The 18,397-nt window shown below is 69.2% G+C and carries 15 protein-coding genes and 1 riboswitch; of the genes, 10 read left to right on the top strand and 5 right to left on the bottom strand.

From position 1 onward, the window contains the following. Positions 1-23: 23 nt before the first annotated feature. Together sdhA and QRN44_RS13605 are read left to right on the top strand one after the other, a co-directional pair. A complete protein-coding gene (gene sdhA, locus QRN44_RS13610) occupies positions 24-1,826 on the top strand; it encodes a succinate dehydrogenase flavoprotein subunit (RefSeq protein WP_071262531.1) in 1,803 nt (600 codons plus the stop codon). A gap of 2 nt (positions 1,827-1,828) precedes the next feature. Then, positions 1,829-2,596, top strand: coding sequence for a succinate dehydrogenase iron-sulfur subunit (locus QRN44_RS13605; protein ID WP_064294822.1), 768 nt, complete (start codon positions 1,829-1,831; stop codon positions 2,594-2,596). Between the two features lie 84 nt (positions 2,597-2,680). Here the strand turns inward: QRN44_RS13605 and ptsP are convergent, their stop codons facing one another. Then, positions 2,681-4,339, bottom strand: a complete 1,659-nt coding sequence (gene ptsP / locus QRN44_RS13600; RefSeq protein WP_121291937.1) for a phosphoenolpyruvate--protein phosphotransferase — start codon at positions 4,337-4,339, stop codon at positions 2,681-2,683. A 57-nt stretch (positions 4,340-4,396) separates the two neighbouring features. Here ptsP and QRN44_RS13595 point away from each other — a divergent pair, with 57 nt between their 5' ends. From QRN44_RS13595 to trpS, 3 genes are all read left to right on the top strand, one after another. After that, a complete protein-coding gene (locus QRN44_RS13595) occupies positions 4,397-5,704 on the top strand; it encodes a YihY/virulence factor BrkB family protein (RefSeq protein ID WP_285039391.1) in 1,308 nt (435 codons plus the stop codon). A 9-nt stretch (positions 5,705-5,713) separates the two neighbouring features. Then, positions 5,714-6,559: an exodeoxyribonuclease III gene (locus tag QRN44_RS13590; RefSeq protein WP_285039390.1), complete on the top strand. Its 846-nt coding sequence runs from the start codon at positions 5,714-5,716 to the stop codon at positions 6,557-6,559. A 70-nt stretch (positions 6,560-6,629) separates the two neighbouring features. Further along, the gene (gene trpS / locus QRN44_RS13585) at positions 6,630-7,634 is read left to right on the top strand and encodes a tryptophan--tRNA ligase (RefSeq protein WP_285039389.1); all 1,005 of its coding nucleotides are present in this window, start codon (positions 6,630-6,632) and stop codon (positions 7,632-7,634) included. Positions 7,635-7,693: 59 nt separating this feature from the next. Here trpS and QRN44_RS13580 read toward each other — a convergent pair whose 3' ends face one another. From QRN44_RS13580 to QRN44_RS13565, 4 genes are all read right to left on the bottom strand, one after another. Continuing rightward, positions 7,694-8,593, bottom strand: a complete 900-nt coding sequence (locus QRN44_RS13580; RefSeq protein WP_285039388.1) for a hypothetical protein — start codon at positions 8,591-8,593, stop codon at positions 7,694-7,696. A gap of 451 nt (positions 8,594-9,044) precedes the next feature. Then, positions 9,045-10,559, bottom strand: a complete 1,515-nt coding sequence (gene glpK / locus QRN44_RS13575) for a glycerol kinase GlpK (protein WP_064294818.1) — start codon at positions 10,557-10,559, stop codon at positions 9,045-9,047. 101 nt (positions 10,560-10,660) lie between these two features. Further along, positions 10,661-11,413 (bottom strand): MIP/aquaporin family protein, encoded by a 753-nt coding sequence (locus QRN44_RS13570; protein ID WP_079002885.1) that lies wholly within the window; start codon positions 11,411-11,413, stop codon positions 10,661-10,663. Positions 11,414-11,560: 147 nt separating this feature from the next. Beyond that, positions 11,561-13,297: a glycerol-3-phosphate dehydrogenase/oxidase gene (locus tag QRN44_RS13565; RefSeq protein WP_285039387.1), complete on the bottom strand. Its 1,737-nt coding sequence runs from the start codon at positions 13,295-13,297 to the stop codon at positions 11,561-11,563. Positions 13,298-13,431: 134 nt separating this feature from the next. Between QRN44_RS13565 and QRN44_RS13560 the strand changes: the two genes are divergently transcribed. The 5 genes from QRN44_RS13560 to ribH all read left to right on the top strand — a co-directional run bounded on the left by QRN44_RS13560 (position 13,432) and on the right by ribH (position 18,389). Further along, the gene (locus QRN44_RS13560) at positions 13,432-14,418 is read left to right on the top strand and encodes a sugar-binding transcriptional regulator (protein WP_064294816.1); all 987 of its coding nucleotides are present in this window, start codon (positions 13,432-13,434) and stop codon (positions 14,416-14,418) included. An 89-nt stretch (positions 14,419-14,507) separates the two neighbouring features. Continuing rightward, positions 14,508-14,669: riboswitch (FMN riboswitch) on the top strand. 80 nt (positions 14,670-14,749) lie between these two features. Continuing rightward, positions 14,750-15,826: a bifunctional diaminohydroxyphosphoribosylaminopyrimidine deaminase/5-amino-6-(5-phosphoribosylamino)uracil reductase RibD gene (ribD, locus tag QRN44_RS13555; RefSeq protein WP_121291947.1), complete on the top strand. Its 1,077-nt coding sequence runs from the start codon at positions 14,750-14,752 to the stop codon at positions 15,824-15,826. 21 nt (positions 15,827-15,847) lie between these two features. Then, on the top strand, positions 15,848-16,543 hold the full coding sequence (locus QRN44_RS13550) for a riboflavin synthase (protein ID WP_121291949.1): 696 nt from the start codon (positions 15,848-15,850) through the stop codon (positions 16,541-16,543). Next, the gene (ribA, locus tag QRN44_RS13545; protein WP_285039386.1) at positions 16,540-17,835 is read left to right on the top strand and encodes a GTP cyclohydrolase II; all 1,296 of its coding nucleotides are present in this window, start codon (positions 16,540-16,542) and stop codon (positions 17,833-17,835) included. The genes QRN44_RS13550 and ribA overlap by 4 nt, the downstream gene beginning before the upstream one ends. Positions 17,836-17,918: 83 nt before the next feature. Then, the gene (gene ribH / locus QRN44_RS13540) at positions 17,919-18,389 is read left to right on the top strand and encodes a 6,7-dimethyl-8-ribityllumazine synthase (RefSeq protein ID WP_064294813.1); all 471 of its coding nucleotides are present in this window, start codon (positions 17,919-17,921) and stop codon (positions 18,387-18,389) included. The last annotated feature ends 8 nt before the right edge of the window (positions 18,390-18,397 follow it).

Here is an 18,397-nt window from a genome sequence, read left to right as displayed (position 1 = left end):
ACCGAGACCGAGCAACGGAAACCGTGACTACAGAAACCACCGAGTCCACCGTCATCGACGGCATCCACTACCACCAGTTCGACATCGTGATCGTCGGTGCCGGCGGTGCCGGCATGCGCGCCGCGATCGAGGCCGGCCCCGGAGCGAAGACGGCCGTCATCTCCAAGCTCTACCCGACGCGGTCCCACACGGGAGCGGCGCAGGGCGGTATGGCCGCTGCGCTCGCGAACGTCGAGGAGGACAGCTGGGAGTGGCACACCTTCGACACCATCAAGGGCGGCGACTACCTCGTCGACCAGGATGCTGCGGAGATCCTCGCGAAGGAGGCCATCGACGCGGTCATCGACCTCGAGAACATGGGTCTGCCGTTCAACCGCACCCCAGAGGGCAAGATCGACCAGCGTCGCTTCGGCGGCCACACCCGCGACCACGGCAAGGCTCCGGTCCGCCGCGCCTGCTACGCGGCCGACCGCACCGGCCACATGATCCTGCAGACGCTGTTCCAGAACTGCGTCCGCCTCGGCATCAACTTCTTCAACGAGTACTACGCACTCGACCTGATCATGACCAACGTCGACGGCGTCGACAAGCCGTCCGGTGTGGTCGCGTACGAGCTCTCCACGGGCGAGATCCACGTCTTCCAGGCGAAGGCGGTCATCTTCGCCACCGGTGGCTTCGGCAAGATCTACAAGACGACCTCGAACGCGCACACCCTCACGGGCGACGGCGTCGGGATCATCTGGCGCAAGGGACTCCCGCTCGAGGACATGGAGTTCTTCCAGTTCCACCCCACCGGCCTGGCCGGTCTCGGCATCCTCCTCACCGAGGGAGCCCGAGGCGAGGGTGCGATCCTCCGGAACGCGAGCGGTGAACGCTTCATGGAGCGGTACGCGCCGACCATCAAGGACCTCGCACCGCGAGACATCGTCGCGCGCTGCATGGTCCAGGAGGTCGCGGAAGGCCGCGGTGCCGGACCGAACAAGGACTACGTCTACCTCGACTGCACCCACCTCGGTGCCGAGGTCCTCGAGACCAAGCTGCCCGACATCACCGAGTTCGCGCGCACCTACCTCGGCGTCGACCCGGTGACGGAGCCCGTCCCGGTCATGCCGACGGCGCACTACGCCATGGGCGGCATCCCGACGAACGTCAAGGCCGAGGTCCTGAGCGACAACAACACCGTCGTCCCCGGCCTGTACGCGGCCGGTGAGTGCGCGTGCGTGTCCGTCCACGGCTCGAACCGACTCGGCACGAACTCCCTCCTCGACATCAACGTGTTCGGCAAGCGCGCCGGCAACAACGCCGTCGAGTACGTCCAGAGCGTCGACTTCACGCCCCTGCCCGAGAACCCCGCCGGCTTCGTCTCCGGCCTCGTCGAGCAGATGCGGAACTCCAACGGCACCGAGCGGATCTCCACGATCCGCAAGGAGCTCCAGGAGGAGATGGACCGCAACGCCCAGGTGTTCCGGACGGACGAGTCCCTCGCCGGCGTCACCGCCACCATCCACAACCTGCGCGAGCGGTACCAGAACATCGCCGTCCAGGACAAGGGCAAGCGTTTCAACACCGACCTCCTCGAGGCGATCGAGCTGGGCTTCCTGCTCGACCTCGCCGAGGTCGTCGTCTACTCCGCTCGCAACCGTCAGGAGAGCCGTGGCGGTCACATGCGCGACGACTACCCGAAGCGCGACGACGAGAACTACATGAAGCACACGATGGCGTACCTGTCCGGCGACCCGCACTCGTCCGACGCGGCCGACCACATCCGGCTCGACTGGAAGCCCGTGGTCATCACGCGGTACCAGCCGATGGAGAGGAAGTACTAGCGATGAGCACTGCAACGCTCGAGAACCCGCCGGCCGCGGCACCGGAGGAGATCCAGTCCTTCACGGTCACCCTGATCATCCGTCGGTTCGACCCGGACGTGGACGCCGAGCCGCGCTGGGAGGACTTCGACGTCGAGATGTTCCCGACGGACCGCATCCTGGACGCGCTCCACAAGATCAAGTGGGAACAGGACGGGACCCTCACCTTCCGTCGCTCCTGCGCACACGGCATCTGCGGCTCCGACGCCATGCGGATCAACGGCCGGAACCGCCTCGCCTGCAAGACGCTGATCAAGGACCTCGACATCTCGAAGCCGATCTACGTCGAGGCGATCAAGGGTCTGCCGCTCGAAAAGGACCTCGTCGTCGACATGGACCCCTTCTTCGCGTCGTTCCGCGAGGTGCAGCCGTTCCTCATGCCCGGCAAGCCCGCGGAGAAGAACAAGGAGCGCGTGCAGTCGGTCGCCGAGCGTGCCCGCTTCGACGACACCACGAAGTGCATCCTGTGCGCCGCGTGCACCTCGTCGTGCCCGGTCTTCTGGACCGACGGCCAGTACTTCGGCCCGGCGGCGATCGTGAACGCGCACCGCTTCATCTTCGACTCCCGCGACGACGCCTCGCAGGTCCGCCTGGACATCCTGAACGACCAGGAGGGCGTGTGGCGCTGCCGCACCACCTTCAACTGCACCGAGGCGTGCCCCCGCGGCATCCAGGTCACGCAGGCGATCGCCGAGGTCAAGCAGGCCATGATCTCCGGCAAGGTCTCCTAGCCAGCACCCGGTTCATCCGTCCGGCCCAGCGCACCGCGCTGGGCCGGACGTGTTCGTGCGGGAAGATCCGAGCATCGAGCGAGGTCAGGCCAGCGCGGCAGCTCTCGCTTCAGCCGGCGACGCGGCGCTCAGGGCGTCCATCGCCATGGCGCGAGCCGCCTCGAGCGTGTAGCGGCGCAGCTCGCTCCGGACGTCGCCGAGCGCGGCCGGGGTGACCGAGAGACTCGTCGCCCCGAGGCCGACGAGCACGACCGCGAGGGCCGGATCCGCTGCCGCCTCCCCACAGACGCCGATCGAGCGCCCGGAGGCGAGACCGGCGTCACCGACGAGCTTGACGAGCCGCAGCACGGCCGGGTGCCACGGATCCTGGTACGGGCCGAGGGGCCCGAGGAGACGGTCCGCCGCGAGCGTGTACTGCGTCAGGTCGTTGGTCCCGATGCTCACGAAGTCCGCGACCCCGAGGATCTGCGCGGCGAGCAGTGCACTCGACGGCACCTCGATCATCGCCCCGACCGTGCGCAGCCCGAGCCGCTTGGCGAGCGTCACGAACGCCGCGGCTTCGGGAAGGTCGGCGATCATCGGGGCCATCACCCAGAGGTCCGCCTCGTGGGCGTCCTGTGCGAGCGCGAGCGCCGTGAGCTGGTCTCGGAGCACCTCGTCATGAGCGCGGAGCGCCCGGATGCCCCGCACCCCGAGCGCCGGATTGGGCTCGGCGTCGTCCGGTCGGAGGAAGGCGAGCGGCTTGTCGGCTCCGGCGTCGAACACCCGGACGACGACGCGCTTGCCCGGGAACGCCGCGAGCAACTCGCCGTAGCGGTCAGCCTGTTCGGCGACGCCAGGCGCCTCCGCGCGATCGAGGAAGAGGAGCTCGGTGCGGAACAGCCCGACCCCTTCGGCGCCGAGCGCCAGGGCACCGGCCGCGCCGGCGACGGACCCGAGGTTCGCGAGCAGGGGCACCGGGGTGCCGTCGGCGAGTTCGCCCGGCGAGCGCGGTGAGACCCGCACGCGCTCGGCCGCGGTGGACCGGGCCGACCGCACCTCGCGCTTCGTCGGCGACCCCGTGACGACCCCGGCTCCGGCGTCGACGAGGACGATCTCACCGTCCTCGAACTGCTCGGCTCCGGCGACGCCCACGACGGCGATGAGCGACTGCTCGCGCGCGAGGATGGCCGTGTGCGAGGTCGCCGAGCCGCCACTCGTCACGAGGGCCAGCACCCGATCGAGATCGAGGAGTGCGGCGTCCGCCGGAGCGAGGTCCGCGGCGACGAGGACGAACGGCTCGTCCGACTCGGGCGGACCGGGGACAGGCCGACCGAGCAACCGTGCGATGACCCGTTGCGAGACGTCGCCGACGTCGGTCGCGCGCGCCGCCATCGGCTCGCCCAGGTTGAAGAGGACCTGCTGGACCGTCGCCAGGGCCTCGAACACGGCGCGCTCCGCAGAGCGCCCCGCTGCGATGCGCGTCGCGACGTCCTCTGCCAGTGCCGGGTCGTCGGCCATGACCGCCTGCGCTTCGAGCACGTCCTGCGCATGGCCGCCGGCTCGTCGAGCCCGCTCCTCCAGGTCGACCCGCGTCGCGCTGAGTGCCGCGACGGCCCTGGCCTGTTCGAGCGTGACGTCCCCGCCGAACGGGTCGGCACTCGGTTCGGGCAACGGCTCCGGCATGCGGAGCACGGGACCGGCCACGACGCCGCGTCCGACGCCGGTGCCGGTGAACGTGCGTTGCCCCTCCGCCTCGCGCATGGTTCGACCATAGTGCACCGCCTCTCCCCCGGTCCGGCCCGCTTGTAGGCTGGTCCGGTGACCAATCCGCGTGCGCCGAGGAAGGACTCCGCCGACGCGCCGGACGTCAGCACCACCCCCAGGGCGCGGCTCCAGCAGACGCCACCTCCGCTGGTGTTCCAATGGATCCAGAACAGCGAGAACCCGTTCATCCGACGACTCGCGCCCCGCGCGGCGAGAGCGGAGCGCGCCACGACGTGGGTCATGCGCTTGAAGCCCTATCGCGTCATCCATCGGTATCTCGCCATGGACGGCAACCTCCTGGCCGCCGGGATCAGCTTCCAGGCCGTCTTCGCCGTGTTCGCAGCGGTCTACGTCGGATTCGCCATCACCGGCATCTGGCTCGGCAACAACGCCGAGGTCTTCCAAGCACTGGTGGAGATCATCAACCGCGCCGTCCCCGGCCTCATCGGCACCGACGGCGAAGGCATCATCGCCGAGGAGCAGCTGTCGAGCGCCTCCCTCCTCGGGTGGACCGGGGTCATCGCCGCCGTCGGACTCATCTGGACGGCGATCGGATGGTTGTACTACACCCGGCAGGCGGTCCGGTCGATCTTCGCGCTCCCGAAGGTCGCCGCGAGCTTCTTCCTGCTGAAGGTCGTCGACCTCGTGCTCGCGCTCGCCTTCGGCGTCCTCCTCCTCGTCTCCGCGACGCTGTCGGTCGCCAGCACCCAGGCGCTCAGCTGGCTGCTGTCGCTCGTCGGACTGGAGGGCACGTTCTGGGTGACCGTCGGCAGCCGGGTCGTCGGACTGGTCGTCGCGGTCGTCGTGAACCTCGTCACCCTCGGCGCCATGTACCGCGTGCTCAGCCGGATCCGGATCCCGTGGCGCAACCTCTTCGGCGGTGCGCTGCTCGGCAGTCTGGTGCTCTCGCTCCTGAGCGTCGCGAGCAGCGCGGTGATCGCCGGGGCCTCCCGGAACCCGTTGCTCGCGACCTTCGCGGTGTTCATCGGCCTCATGCTGTGGTTCAACCTCGTGAGCCGCGTCATCCTCGCCTCCGCCGCGTGGATCGCCGTGGGTCTCGACGACCAGGGCATCAGTGTGCGCACGACGACACCGGAGGAGCAGGCGGCCGAAGAGCTGGCGGCCAGGAGACTGATCGCCGAGGCGGAACTGCGGGAGGCTCGCGAATCCCTCCGGCGCGCCAAGGGCCCGGCGGTCTGGTTCGCCCGCCGACGCGTGCGGCACGCCGAGGAGGCCTCGGCCGAGCTCATCCGACAGCACGGCGAAGCCCCCGAGTCGCTCGCGGCGGACGCGTCGGACCCGCCCCATCGCCGACGCCCGGGCGGACGCCGGGGCCAGGGCGTTGTCGGCCCCCGCGACTAAGCTGGAGGCATGTCTGCACCCCTCCGCATCGCCAGTGTCAACGTCAACGGAGTCCGCGCGGCCTTCCGCAAAGGGATGGGCGACTGGCTCGAAGACCGCGGGGTCGACATCCTCGCCCTGCAGGAGGTCCGCGCCGCGACGAGCGACCTCGAGACGCTGTTCGGACCGGAATGGAACATCCTGCACGACGCCGCGACCGCCAAGGGGCGCGCAGGTGTCGCGATCGTCAGCCGTCGATCGGCGGGCATCCACCGCGTCGCCCTCGGAGCCGACGACTTCGACAGCGCGGGTCGTTGGATCGAGGCCGACTTCGACATCGACGGCACCCTCGTCACGGTCGTGAGCACCTACGTGCACTCCGGCGAGGTCGACACCCCCAAGCAGGTCGAGAAGTTCCGCTTCCTCGAGGCGATGCTCGAGCGGCTGCCAGCACTGCGCGAGCACAACCCACTGTCCCTCGTCGTCGGCGACCTCAACGTGGGCCACACCGAGCTCGACATCAAGAACTGGAAGGGCAACGTCAAGCGTGCCGGCTTCCTGCCCGCCGAGCGGTCCTACTTCGACCGCTACCTCGGTCCGGCGGGCGAGCCGGTGACGGGCGTCGACGGCGTGACCGGCACCGGCCTCGGCTGGGTCGACATCGGGCGCCAGTCCGCCGGCCAGGTCCCCGGTCCCTACACCTGGTGGTCCCAGCGCGGCCAGGCCTTCGACACCGACACCGGCTGGCGCATCGACTATCAGCTCGCCACTCCCGAGCTCGCAGCCCTCGCGTCCGGTTACACGATCGACCGGGCTGCGTCATACGACCAGCGATGGTCCGATCACGCCCCCGTCGTCGTCGACTACGCCGTCTGACCACCGGCACCACACCACCCAGACCACCCGTGCCCCGGCTCCGGCCGCTCATCACTCTGCGAGAACCCACATGACCAAGCCACGCCTGTACTCCGGCATGCAGCCCTCCGCCGACTCGCTCCACCTCGGCAACTACATCGGCGCCCTCCTGCAGTGGAAGCAGATGCAGCAGGAGCACGACGCCTTCTTCAGCATCGTCGACCTGCACGCGATCACGGTGCCGCAGGACCCCGCCGAGCTCCGGGAGAAGACCCGTCGCACGGCCGCCCAGTACATCGCCGCAGGCATCGACCCCTCGGCCTCGACCCTGTACGTCCAGTCGCACGTCCCGGCGCACGCACAGCTCGCCTGGGTGCTGAACACGATCACCGGCATGGGTGAGGCCGCGCGCATGACGCAGTTCAAGGACAAGTCGGCCAAGCACGGACGCGACGCCTCGTCGGTCGGACTCTTCGCCTACCCGATCCTCATGGCGGCCGACATCCTGCTCTACCAGACCGACATCGTGCCGGTCGGCGACGACCAGCGGCAGCACATCGAGCTCACGCGGGACCTCGCCGAGCGGTTCAACGCCCGCTTCGGCGACACCTTCGTCGTCCCGAAGGCGCAGATCCAGAAGGACTCCGCACGCATCTACGACCTCCAGAACCCGACGTCGAAGATGTCGAAGTCCGCCGAGACCCCGGCAGGCATCATCTGGTTGCTCGACGAGCCGAAGGTCACGCAGAAGAAGATCATGCGTGCCGTCACCGACAACGACGGCGTCATCGCCTTCGACGCGCAGGAGAAGCCCGGCGTCTCGAACCTGCTGAGCATCTACTCCGCGATCACCGGCTCCCCCATCGAGGCGGTCGTCGGCGAGTTCGAGGGTCGTGGCTACGGCGACCTCAAGAAGGGTCTCGCCGAGGTCGTCGTCGGCGAACTCGAGCCGGTCCGTGCGCGCGCGCTCGAGCTCCTCGACGACCCCGCCGAGCTCGACCGCCTGCTCGCGGTCAACGCCGCGCGCGCGACCGAGGTCGCCGAGCATACCCTCGCCGAGGTCTACGACCGCGTCGGACTCCTCCGCCGCGCCTGATCCCGCCGTCCGTTCGCAACTCCTGCTCGTCGCTGTCCGCAAGCCCGCACCCGCCGCATTCAGCGCGCAGCCCGCGAAGTGCCCGCGCGGTGAGCAGGAGTTGTGCGCACCTCCCCGATCAGACCGGTGATGGCCGCCGCGACGAGGCCGGGCTCGTACACCACATGCTGGTAGAGCGGTCGCAACGTCATCAGCCCCCGCGAGGCGGCTCTGAGGTCACGGGTGCGGTCTGAGACGGCGTGCGACCACCCCTCATGATGGGCTCGACTGTCGACCTCGATCAACAACGACTCAGCCACCAGGAGATCACCGCGTCCACCCTCCGCCAGGCGGGGCTGCACTTCGTACGACAGACCGAGGCTGCGGACGATCAAGCGCAGGAGTGTCTCCGGACCTGACTCGGCGCGTCCATCGATCAACGCCATGAGCGCGCGAAAGCGTTCGGGCACCAGGGCGAAGACTCGACGGAGGTCAGGTTCATCGACCAAGCCGAGATGGACCGCGCTGTCGAGCGTCGCAAGTGCCATACGCGGCGCCTGGCACCGGATGGACTGTGCCAGTGCGTCGATGATCGACACGTCGCAGTCGAACGTGCCGCACGGCTGGTCAAGCGGTCTCCAGTGGAGGCTGAACTCCCGTCGATCGCTGGTAGCCAGCCGTCGGTCCTCCGCCCGCGGTCCGCGAAGTCGTGAGGCGCTGCGGTCCACATGCACATGGACCCGGGTGGCGTCGAACACGAACACACCACGGGCGGCCAGGGTGGACAGACATGCTCGCCTCCCCCCGATGCGCACTGCGGCACGGATGTCATCGTGCACTCCGGGGAGCGCGTATCGATCGCGCCGCACGCGAACGATCGTTCCGTCACGCACCGCCTGGGTGATCTCACGCGGTCGCATCCCCTCCTCGAGAAGCGTCGAGCGGGCGAAGATCGTGTGACCAGAAGATGCGCTGTCCATCCATCGATGGTTGGGGCACCGATCGAGCGGGCGGTCACAAGCGATGGCTTCATCGTCGGTCGAGGACTGCCGGAACCCTGTGGAGGAGGGTCACGGCCGGGACTTCACCGTCGCGCATGGTTCACAACTCCTGCTGGCCACTGGTCAACGCTCAGGATCAGCCCCAGAGAGGCAACGCAGCAGCGACGAGCAGGAGGTGTGCGCAGATGGGACCCCCCATCTCGACGAGATGGGGGTCGGAGCGAGTCGTGCGGGAGTAGTTCGTCTGCGCAGAACTCCTGCGCCTGACAGGACCGATCGGCGCGGGCAGGCGGAATGGCGCGGTTGTTCCCGTGCCGGTCCTCAAGCTGCAGGAGTTCTGCGCAGATGCACCCTTCGGGAGCCGAGCGAGGACGGACGACGGAACGGCCCGCCCTCCGCGAGGAGGACGGGCCGTTCCGGTCGGTCGTGACTACTGCACGTCGTCGTCGACCCAGTCGAAGGTCTTCGTGACGGCCTTCTTCCAGTTGCGGTAGAGGCGGTCGCGCTCTGCGGAGTCCATGTTGGGCTCCCAGCGCTTGTCCTCCTGCCAGTTCTTCGCGAGGTCGTCGAGGTCGGACCAGAAGCCGACGGCGAGACCGGCCGCGTAGGCCGCGCCGAGCGCCGTGGTCTCCGCGACGACCGGTCGGATGACCGGGACGCCGAGGATGTCGGCCTGGAACTGCATGAGCGTGTCGTTGGCGGTCATGCCGCCGTCGACCTTGAGCTCCGTCAGCGGGACACCGGAGTCGGCGTTGACGGCGTCGATGACCTCTGCCGTCTGGAACGCCGTCGACTCGAGGGCGGCCCGGGCGATGTGGCCCTTGTTGACGTACCGGGTGAGCCCGACGAGCGCACCGCGGGCGTCCGGACGCCAGTACGGCGCGAACAGCCCGGAGAACGCCGGCACGAAGTACGCGCCACCGTTGTCCTCGACGGTCTTGGCGAGCGCCTCGACCTCGGGAGCGGAGGAGAACATGCCGAGATTGTCGCGCAGCCACTGGACGAGCGAACCGGTCACGGCGATCGAACCCTCGAGCGCGTAGTGCGGCTTCGCGTCACCGAGCTTGTAGCCGAGTGTCGTCAGCAGACCGTTCTCGGAGTGGACGATCTCCTCACCAGTGTTGAAGATGATGAAGTTACCGGTGCCGTAGGTGTTCTTGGCCTCGCCCTGCTGGAATGCGGCCTGACCGAAGGTCGCCGCCTGCTGGTCGCCGAGGATGCCGGCGATCGGCGTCTCACGGAGGAGGCTGTCGTCGGACGCGTGGCCGTAGACCTCGGAGGAGCTCTTGATCTCCGGGAGCATCGACTTCGGGACACCGAACGCCTTGAGGATCTCGTCGTCCCACTGCAGGGTCTCGAGGTCCATGAAGAGCGTGCGCGAGGCGTTGGTGACGTCCGTGACGTGCACGCCACCGTTGACACCACCGGTGAGGTTCCAGATGACCCAGCTGTCGGTCGTGCCGAACAGGAGGTCGCCCGCCTCGGCCTTCTCGCGAGCACCCTCCACGTTCTCGAGGATCCAGACGATCTTGGTGCCGGAGAAGTAGGTCGCCAGCGGCAGGCCGACGGTCTTCTTGAAGCGCTCGACGCCACCGTCCGCAGCGAGGCGGTTCACGATGTCCTGCGTGCGCGTGTCCTGCCAGACGATCGCGTTGTAGACGGGCTGACCGGTGGTCTTGTCCCAGACGACGGCGGTCTCGCGCTGGTTCGTGATGCCGATGGCCGCGATGGCGTGCCGGGTGATGTTGGCCTTGCTGAGCGCCTGGCCGATGACCTCGCGGGTGTTGTTCCAGATCTGGTTCGGGTTGTGCTCGACCCAGCCGGCCTTCGGGAAGATCTGCTCGTGCTCGAGCTGGCCCGTCGAGACGATCGATCCGCTCTTGTCGAAGACGATGGCCCGGGAACTCGTCGTCCCCTGGTCGATTGCGATGACGTAGTCCGCCATTGGATACTCCTTCGTTGCGTGCGTTGCGAGGTGAGGCACCGGAACCGGTGCCCCGGGGTGCCGCGGCGATGATCGTGTCCGGTCACCGCCGCAGCGTCAGGTCAGACGGCCGGGAGCAGCACCATCGAGGCGAGGGCCGCGAGGACACCACCGAGCAGAGGACCGACGACCGGCACCCAGGCGTAGGACCAGTCGCTCTTGCCCTTGCCCTTGATGGGGAGGAGGGCGTGGGCGATGCGCGGACCGAGGTCACGTGCCGGGTTGATCGCGTAGCCGGTCGGGCCACCGAGGGAGGCTCCGATACCGACGACGAGCAGGGCGACGGGGAGGGCGCCCAGGGCTGCGAGTCCTCCGGGCACGCCCTCGATGACCACCGCGTCGGGGCCGGTCTTGCCGAAGGACATCACGACGAAGACGAGGACGAAGGTCGCGATGACCTCGGTGACGAGGTTCCAGCCGTAGCTGCGGATCTCCGGACCGGTCGAGAAGACGCCGAGCTTCTTGCCCGGGTCCTCCTCCTGGTCGAAGTGCTGCTTGAAGGCGAAGTACGTCAGCACGGCACCGATGAAGGCACCGACCATCTGCGCCGCCCAGTAGACGAGCGCCGTACCGAAGTCGATCGAGCCCGTGGTGAGGAAGCCGATCGTGACAGCCGGGTTCAGGTGACCGCCGGAGGCGTAGGACACCGTGACACCGGCGAAGACCGCGAGGCCCCAACCGAAGTTGATGAGCAGCCAGCCGCCACCGAGGCCCTTGGATTTCGTGAGGATCGCCGTGGCGACCACACCGGTACCGAGCAGGACGAGCATCGCCGTCCCCACGGTCTCGGAGAGGAAGATGGTTCCGAGGTTCATGTCTTCATTGACCTTTCATAGGTGTGGCCGTGTGGGGGCCGACGCCGAGGCGCGAGCCCCCGCTGGGCGAGGTTGCACTGACCAGTTGCTTGTAAGGTAGCCAGCTCCTGTTGCACAGGACAAGGGCCTTGCCTGCACATTCGTGCATTATGAGAACGCCGGGGCCTCCTTGGCGGCGTCGACCCGGAGGTCGACCTGGTGGGCGTCGCGCAGGCGGTCGAGCGCTGCGGAGATCTGCGCGGTCCGTTCGGCGTCGTCCCACCCGAGGACACCGCCGACGACGCGGGCGATCTCGTCGACGAGGCCGGCGGTCAGCGATCCGGTGAACGCGAGGCTCGTGCGGCGGTGCAGCACGTCGGAGAGGTGCACGACCTGCTCCTGCTCGACGAGGTACTCCAGCTCCTGCACGCTGTAGTCGGCAGCGCCCTGCAAGCGGTCATCGCCGTGCTCGGACAGGTGCTCGAGGAGTGCGGCGGCCTTCGTGCCGTACCGGCCCAGCAGCTGCTCGGCGCGCTCGGCGCCGGTGCCGTCCTCGTGCGCGGCGACCCAGGTGCGCGTCGCGGCGTCGGTGCGCGGGAAGCCGGCGCCGCCACCGATCGCGAGTCCGAGGGTCTCCACGGGGCGCGGGGCTCCGATGGTGTTGAGCACGTCCGTGCTGAGGTGCTCGGCGAGGGCCCGGAAGGTGGTCCACTTGCCGCCGACGAGGCTGAACACGGTGGTGGACGGACGTGCAGCGGCGGCCCGGCGCTCGATCCGGTAGTCGCGCGACACGAAGCCGGGGGCCTCGTCGTCGTGCTTCGGCAGCGGACGGATGCCGGAGAACCGGTAGACGATCTGCTCACGTGAGGTCGCGATGGTCGGGAAGACGTGCTTGACGAGGTCGAAGAAGTAGTCGACCTCCTCCTCGGTGCAGACGCTCGGGGTGCTCGGGTCGGCGTCGATGTCGGTCGTGCCGACCATGACCTTGCCCTTGAGCGGGTAGATGAGGACGATGCGGCCGTCCTCGTGCTCGAAGAAGATCTCGCGCCCCTTGGTGGCCGCGTAGAGCTCCGGGTTGTCGAGGACGATGTGCGAGCCCTTCGTGCCGCCCATGTAGGTCGTCGGCTCGCCGAGGCCGGCGTTCGTGAGGTCGGTCCAGGGGCCGGAGGTGTTGACCACGACGTCGCTCGTCACGGTGAAGGTCTGGCCGGTGACCGTGTCGCGGAGCTCGACGCCGTCGGCACCCATGCCGACCGCCTCGACGTAGTTGACGGCGCGGGCGTGGGGGCCGGCGGCGAGGCCGTCCATGAGGACGTCGAGCGCGAGGCGCTCCGGGTCGTGCATGGAGGCGTCGTAGTAGGTCGCCGTGTACTTGAGGCCCGGGTTCATCTTCGGCAGGTCGGCGAGGGACTTCTTGCGGCCGTGGAAGCGGTGACGCGGCACGCTGCCACCGTCACGGGAGAAGGAGTCGTACGCGGTGAGGCCGACCTTGATGAGCAGCGCGCCACGCTCCTGCGGCTTGCCCTGCTTGTGGGTGAGGAAGCGCAGCGGTGCGGAGAGGATGCCGGAGAAGGTCGAGAAGATCGGGACGGTGGTCTCGAGCGGCTTCACGTAGTGCGGGGCGATCTTGATGAGCCCGTTGCGCTCCTGCACCGACTCCTGGACGAGGCGGAACTCACCGTTCTCGAGGTACCGGATGCCGCCGTGGATCATGTGGCTCGACGCGGCGGAGGCGCCGGAGGCCCAGTCGTTGCGTTCCACGAGCGTGACGTCGACGCCCTGGAGCGCCAGGTCGCGGAAGGTCGCGATGCCGTTGATACCGCCGCCGATGATGAGCACCGACGCCTGCGGGCGGTCGATGACGGACTGGACGGTGGAACGGGGAGCTGACGACTTGAGGGACATGAGATGCCTCGCTTCTTCGCGGTTGGAACGCGACGCTGCCGGGATTGCGCGCCGCTGAATGATGTGACTGAATACATCGTGACACCCGCTGCAACTCTGAACAGCCCTAGTGAACAAACGTGCAAGGAGACCCGATGTCGCTCGCAGACGCGCTCAGCCAGCCGGACCGGACGGCCGAGGCGCTCCGTGCCGCACAGCTGTACTACGTGCAGGACCTCACCATGGAGGCCATCGCCCAGGAGCTCCACACCTCCCGGTCGTCGGTGTCCCGCCTGCTCGGATATGCGCGGGAAAGCGGGCTCGTCGACATCCAGGTGCGCTCCCCGCACGACATGCCATCGCGGCTCGAAGCGGAGTTCCGCGACCGGTTCGGCGTGACCGCCCACATCGTCCCGGTCCCCGACCACACGAGCGACATCGACCGCCTGGAGCGGGTCGCCCTCTCGGCTGCACGTTTTCTCGGCTCCGTGTTCGACTCGAACATGACGCTCGGCCTGGCCTGGGGCTCGACCGTGAGTGCGGTGGCGAGGCACCTCACCCCCAAGCGGACCCACAACTCGCAGATCGTCCAGCTGAACGGTGCGGCCAACACGCGCACCTCGGGCATCCTCTACGCGAGTGAGATCCTGCATCGGTACGCGGACGCCTACGGGGCCTACGCGCAGCAGTTCGCGGTGCCGGCCTTCTTCGACGACCCGTCGACCAAGCTCGCCCTGTGGCGGGAGCGCAGCATCCGACGCGTGCTCGAGATCCAACGGCGCATGGACGTCGCGCTGTTCGGTCTCGGTTCGCAGCTCTCCGGCGTACCCAGCCACGTGTACGTCGGCGGCTACCTCGACGACAGCGACTTCGAGGCGCTCGCGAGCGCCGGGGCGGTCGGGGACGTCGCGACCGTCTTCTTCCGCGCCGACGGTTCGTGGCGCGACATCCCCTTCAACAACCGCGCATCCGGACCCGACCTCGACGTGCTGCGCGGGGTCTCCCGTCGGATCTGCGTGGTCGCCGGTGCCGCCAAGGTGCCGCCGCTCCTCGGGGCGTTGGCGGGAGGGCTCATCTCCGACCTCGTGGTCGACGAGGGAACCGCACGCGCGGCGATCGATCAGCATGACGCCCAGCGCTGACCCGGCCGCTTCAGGCGCTGCAACCGGGCGTCATCCGAACCGGGAATAGGGCACCCACTCAGCCCGTTGACCTAGAATCGACAACACGTAACGTGCTCCGGGGTCGGTGAGAGTCCGAACCGGCGGTGATAGTCCGCGACCCGTGTCTCGCGCAAGCGAGGCCCGGTTGACCTGGTGGAACTCCAGGACCGACGGTTATGAACGCGTCTGCTCGCAGACGGCGTTCGAGTCCGGATGGAAGGAAGCACGGGCGTCGGCCGATGGTCGACGCCGGCGAGCACCTGCCCGCGACCCCGGAACTCGTGTCAGTACCGACCGAGATGACGGACAGATGAGCGCAGGAACCGAAGCACCGCGGGCGAGTGTCCGCGAGGAGCAGGCCATGCTGCGCGCGCTCGAACTCGCCGCCAACGGCCCCGCCCGCGGCGTCAACCCCCGCGTCGGCTGCGTCATCCTCGACGCCGACGGCACCGTGCTCGCCGAGGGCTGGCACCGCGGAGCCGGCACCCCGCACGCGGAGGTCGACGCCCTGTCCCACCTCGCGCCCGGGGCGGCCCGTGGCGCGACCGCCGTCGTCACCCTGGAACCGTGCAACCACACGGGCCGGACCGGTCCGTGTGCCGTCGCCCTCCTCGAGGCCGGCGTCGAGCGCGTCGTGTTCGCCGTGGACGACCCCGGCCACCACTCCGGGGGTGGAGCGGAACGGCTCCGCGGCGGCGGCGTGACCGTCATCGGCGGCGTGCTCGCCGGACCGGCGGAGGACCTCCTCGGTGACTGGCTCACCACCGCCCGCCTCGGGCGTCCGCTCGTCACCGTGAAGTGGGCCTCCAGTCTCGACGGGCGGATCGCCGCGAGCGACGGCACGAGCCGCTGGATCACCGGCGATGTCGCGCGCGACGACGTCCACCGTCGGCGGGCCGCCCACGACGCGATCCTCGTCGGCACGGGGACGGTCCTCGCCGACGACCCGAGCCTCACCGCTCGCGACGACCACGGCGATCTCCTGCCCGAGCAGCCCCTGCCCGTCGTCATGGGGGATCGCCCGATCCCCCGGGACGCCGCCGTCCACCGCCACCCCCGGCCGGTCGTCCTCCACCACGGGCATGATCCGGCCGCGCTGCTCGCCGAGCTCCGCGCCGCGGGCGTCCGGAGCGTGTTCATCGAGGGCGGCCCGACCATCGCCACGGCGTTCCTCCGCGCAGGACTCGCCGACACGGTCCTCACCTACCTCGCCCCCGTGCTCCTCGGCGGCCCTCGCCTCGCGATCGGCGACCTCGGTGTCGACAGCATCGGCGAAGCGATCCGACTCACCACCGTCGGCGTCGAACCACTCGGCGACGACCTCCTGGTCATCACGACACCCGACCGCAGCGCCTCCGCCTCGGCCGCCCACCACCTCACCGCCTGACCCCCAGAGAACGGACCACCCATGTTCACGGGCATCATCGAAGAACTCGGCACCATCGTCGCCATCGACCACGGCGACGACTCGGCACGTTTCACCGTCCGTGGCCCGCTCGCCCTCGAGGGCACCCGGCACGGGGACTCCATCGCCGTGAGCGGTGTCTGCCTCACCGTCGTCGAGCAGACCGGTGAGACGTTCACGGCCGACGTCATGGCCCAGACCCTCGCGATGAGCTCGCTCGACGGCGTCACGGTCGGATCTCCGGTCAACCTCGAACGTGCGGCCCGCGTCGGTGATCGCCTCGGTGGACACATCGTCCAAGGGCACGTCGACGGCACCGGCACCATCCTGGCCACGGTGCCCGGCGAGGCTTGGCGCATCGTGCGCGTCTCGCTCCCCGCGGCACTCGCGCCGCTCGTCGTCGACAAGGGGTCGATCACCGTCGACGGCGTCTCGCTCACCGTCAGCGCCATCAGCGCACCGGACGCACCGGAGGCCTGGTTCGAGGTGTCCCTCATCCCCGAGACGCTGGCCGCGACGACGCTCGGCGATCGGGTCCCCGGCGACCGTGTGAACCTCGAGACCGACATCCTCGCCCGGCACGTCGAGCGCATGCTCGCCTTCAGCCGTCTCGAGTCGGCACTCCCCAGCAGCATCGGCCAGGATCCGCAGTCCGCGGACCCGGTCGGCACCACCGCCACCGGAAGGGGCAACGTATGAGCATCGCCAGCATCCCGGAGGCCCTCGAGGCACTCCGCCAGGGCCGTCCGGTCATCGTGGCCGACGACGAAGGCCGAGAGAACGAGGGCGACGTGATCCTCGCTGCGGAGTCCGCCACCCAGGAGTGGATCGCATGGACGGTCCGGCACTCCTCCGGATTCATCTGCGCACCGATGACGAACGAGATCGCCGACCGCTTGGCCCTCCCGCCGATGGTCGCGCTCAACGAGGACCCCAGAGGCACCGCGTACACCGTCACGGTCGACGCGGCCGACCGACTCAGCACCGGCATCAGCGCCGCCGACCGCGCTCACACCCTGCGCGTGCTCGCCGACCCGGCGTCCATGCCTGCCAGTCTCTCGCGCCCCGGACACATCGTCCCGTTGCGCGCCGTCGACGGCGGGGTGCGCGAGCGCGACGGGCACACGGAGGCGGCCGTCGACCTCATGAAGCTCGCGGGGCTCGTCCCGGTCGGGGCGATCTCCGAGATCGTCGCCGACGACGGCGAGATGATGCGTCTGCCCGGCCTCATCGCGCTCGGCGAGCGGGAGGGCGTGCTCGTCACGACGATCGCCGCGCTCGTCGCGTTCCTCGAGGAGAACCCCGACGCGGCCGCGGTCTGCGCCGAGGAACGCGCCGCCCAGGCGGCCATCCCCGAGTCGTCGAACGTGTCCTTCGAGGTGGAGACGACCGTCCCGACGACGCACGGCTCGTTCCGGTTGCGCGCCTACCGCGACCGCAGGACCGGTGCCGACCACGTCGCCATCATCGCCGGCGACCCGCAGGCCACCGGTGCGCTCGTGCGCGTCCACTCGGAGTGCCTGACCGGCGAGGCGTTCGGCTCGCTCAAGTGCGAGTGCGGTCCGCAGCTCGACAGCGCCCTCGACACCATCCAGCGCCACGGCGGTGTCGTCGTCTACCTGCGTGGGCACGAGGGGCGCGGCATCGGTCTCGTCAACAAGCTGCGTGCGTACCGGTTGCAGGAGGACGGGCTCGACACCCTCGACGCCAACCTCGCGCTCGGGCTGCCGGCCGACGCCCGCGACTACACGGCGGCGAGCGCGATCCTGACGGACCTCGGCATCACCTCCGTGCGCCTGCTCTCGAACAACCCGGAGAAGGAGCGACAGCTCACGAACCACGGCATCGCCGTGAGCGAGCGCGTCCCGCTGGTGGTCGGCGTCGGCCTGTTCAACGAGGGCTACCTCGAGACGAAGCGCGACCGCATGGGCCACAGCATCGGCTTCGAGCTCGCACCGGAACCGCACCCGCACCCGCACCCGCACCAGTAGTCCACCATCGCTCCTCGATTCCTTCGAGGAGCGGGAACACCACCAACCCCCGATGCGCTCGGGGGACGAAGACAGGAGACCGCATGAGCGGCGAAGGATCCCCCACCATCAGCGTCGACGGCACCGGCCTCGACATCGTCGTCATCGCCGGCACCTGGCACGAGACCATCACCGACGGTCTCATCGCCGGAGCCGTCAAGGCCCTCGATGCGAGCGGTGCCAACCACCGTCTCGTGCGGGTCCCCGGGAGCTTCGAGCTCCCGGTCGTCGCCAAAGCCGCCCTCGAGGCCGGGGCCGACGCGGTCGTCGCGCTCGGCGTCATCATCCGCGGCGGCACGCCGCACTTCGAGTACGTCTCCGACGCCGCGACGAGCGGCCTCACCCAGGTCAGCATCCAGACGGGCAAGCCCGTCGGCTTCGGCGTCCTCACCCTCGACGACGAGAAGCAGGGGCTCGACCGCGCGGGGCTCCCCGGGTCGAAGGAGGACAAGGGGGCGGAGGCCGCCGATGCCGCCGTGGCCACCGCGGTCGTCCTCCGCGAACTGCGCGGCTGACTCGAGCG

The organism is Plantibacter sp. lyk4-40-MEA-4, from assembly GCF_030209415.1.
GTDB lineage: Bacteria > Actinomycetota > Actinomycetes > Actinomycetales > Microbacteriaceae > Plantibacter > Plantibacter flavus_A.
Note: the sequence above shows the minus strand (reverse complement) of the source record. Positions and strands in the feature narration are given on the sequence as shown.

Excerpts from the sequence above, each read along its gene's own strand:
- QRN44_RS13605 (WP_064294822.1), top strand. The coding sequence starts at position 1,829 with ATGAGCACTGCAACGCTCGAGAACCCGCCGGCCGCGGCACCGGAGGAG.
- ptsP (WP_121291937.1), bottom strand. The coding sequence starts at position 4,339 with ATGCGCGAGGCGGAGGGGCAACGCACGTTCACCGGCACCGGCGTCGGA.
- QRN44_RS13590 (WP_285039390.1), top strand. The coding sequence starts at position 5,714 with ATGTCTGCACCCCTCCGCATCGCCAGTGTCAACGTCAACGGAGTCCGC.
- trpS (WP_285039389.1), top strand. The coding sequence starts at position 6,630 with ATGACCAAGCCACGCCTGTACTCCGGCATGCAGCCCTCCGCCGACTCG.
- QRN44_RS13580 (WP_285039388.1), bottom strand. The coding sequence starts at position 8,593 with ATGGACAGCGCATCTTCTGGTCACACGATCTTCGCCCGCTCGACGCTT.
- glpK (WP_064294818.1), bottom strand. The coding sequence starts at position 10,559 with ATGGCGGACTACGTCATCGCAATCGACCAGGGGACGACGAGTTCCCGG.
- QRN44_RS13570 (WP_079002885.1), bottom strand. The coding sequence starts at position 11,413 with ATGAACCTCGGAACCATCTTCCTCTCCGAGACCGTGGGGACGGCGATG.
- QRN44_RS13565 (WP_285039387.1), bottom strand. The coding sequence starts at position 13,297 with ATGTCCCTCAAGTCGTCAGCTCCCCGTTCCACCGTCCAGTCCGTCATC.
- QRN44_RS13560 (WP_064294816.1), top strand. The coding sequence starts at position 13,432 with ATGTCGCTCGCAGACGCGCTCAGCCAGCCGGACCGGACGGCCGAGGCG.
- ribD (WP_121291947.1), top strand. The coding sequence starts at position 14,750 with ATGAGCGCAGGAACCGAAGCACCGCGGGCGAGTGTCCGCGAGGAGCAG.
- QRN44_RS13550 (WP_121291949.1), top strand. The coding sequence starts at position 15,848 with ATGTTCACGGGCATCATCGAAGAACTCGGCACCATCGTCGCCATCGAC.
- ribA (WP_285039386.1), top strand. The coding sequence starts at position 16,540 with ATGAGCATCGCCAGCATCCCGGAGGCCCTCGAGGCACTCCGCCAGGGC.
- ribH (WP_064294813.1), top strand. The coding sequence starts at position 17,919 with ATGAGCGGCGAAGGATCCCCCACCATCAGCGTCGACGGCACCGGCCTC.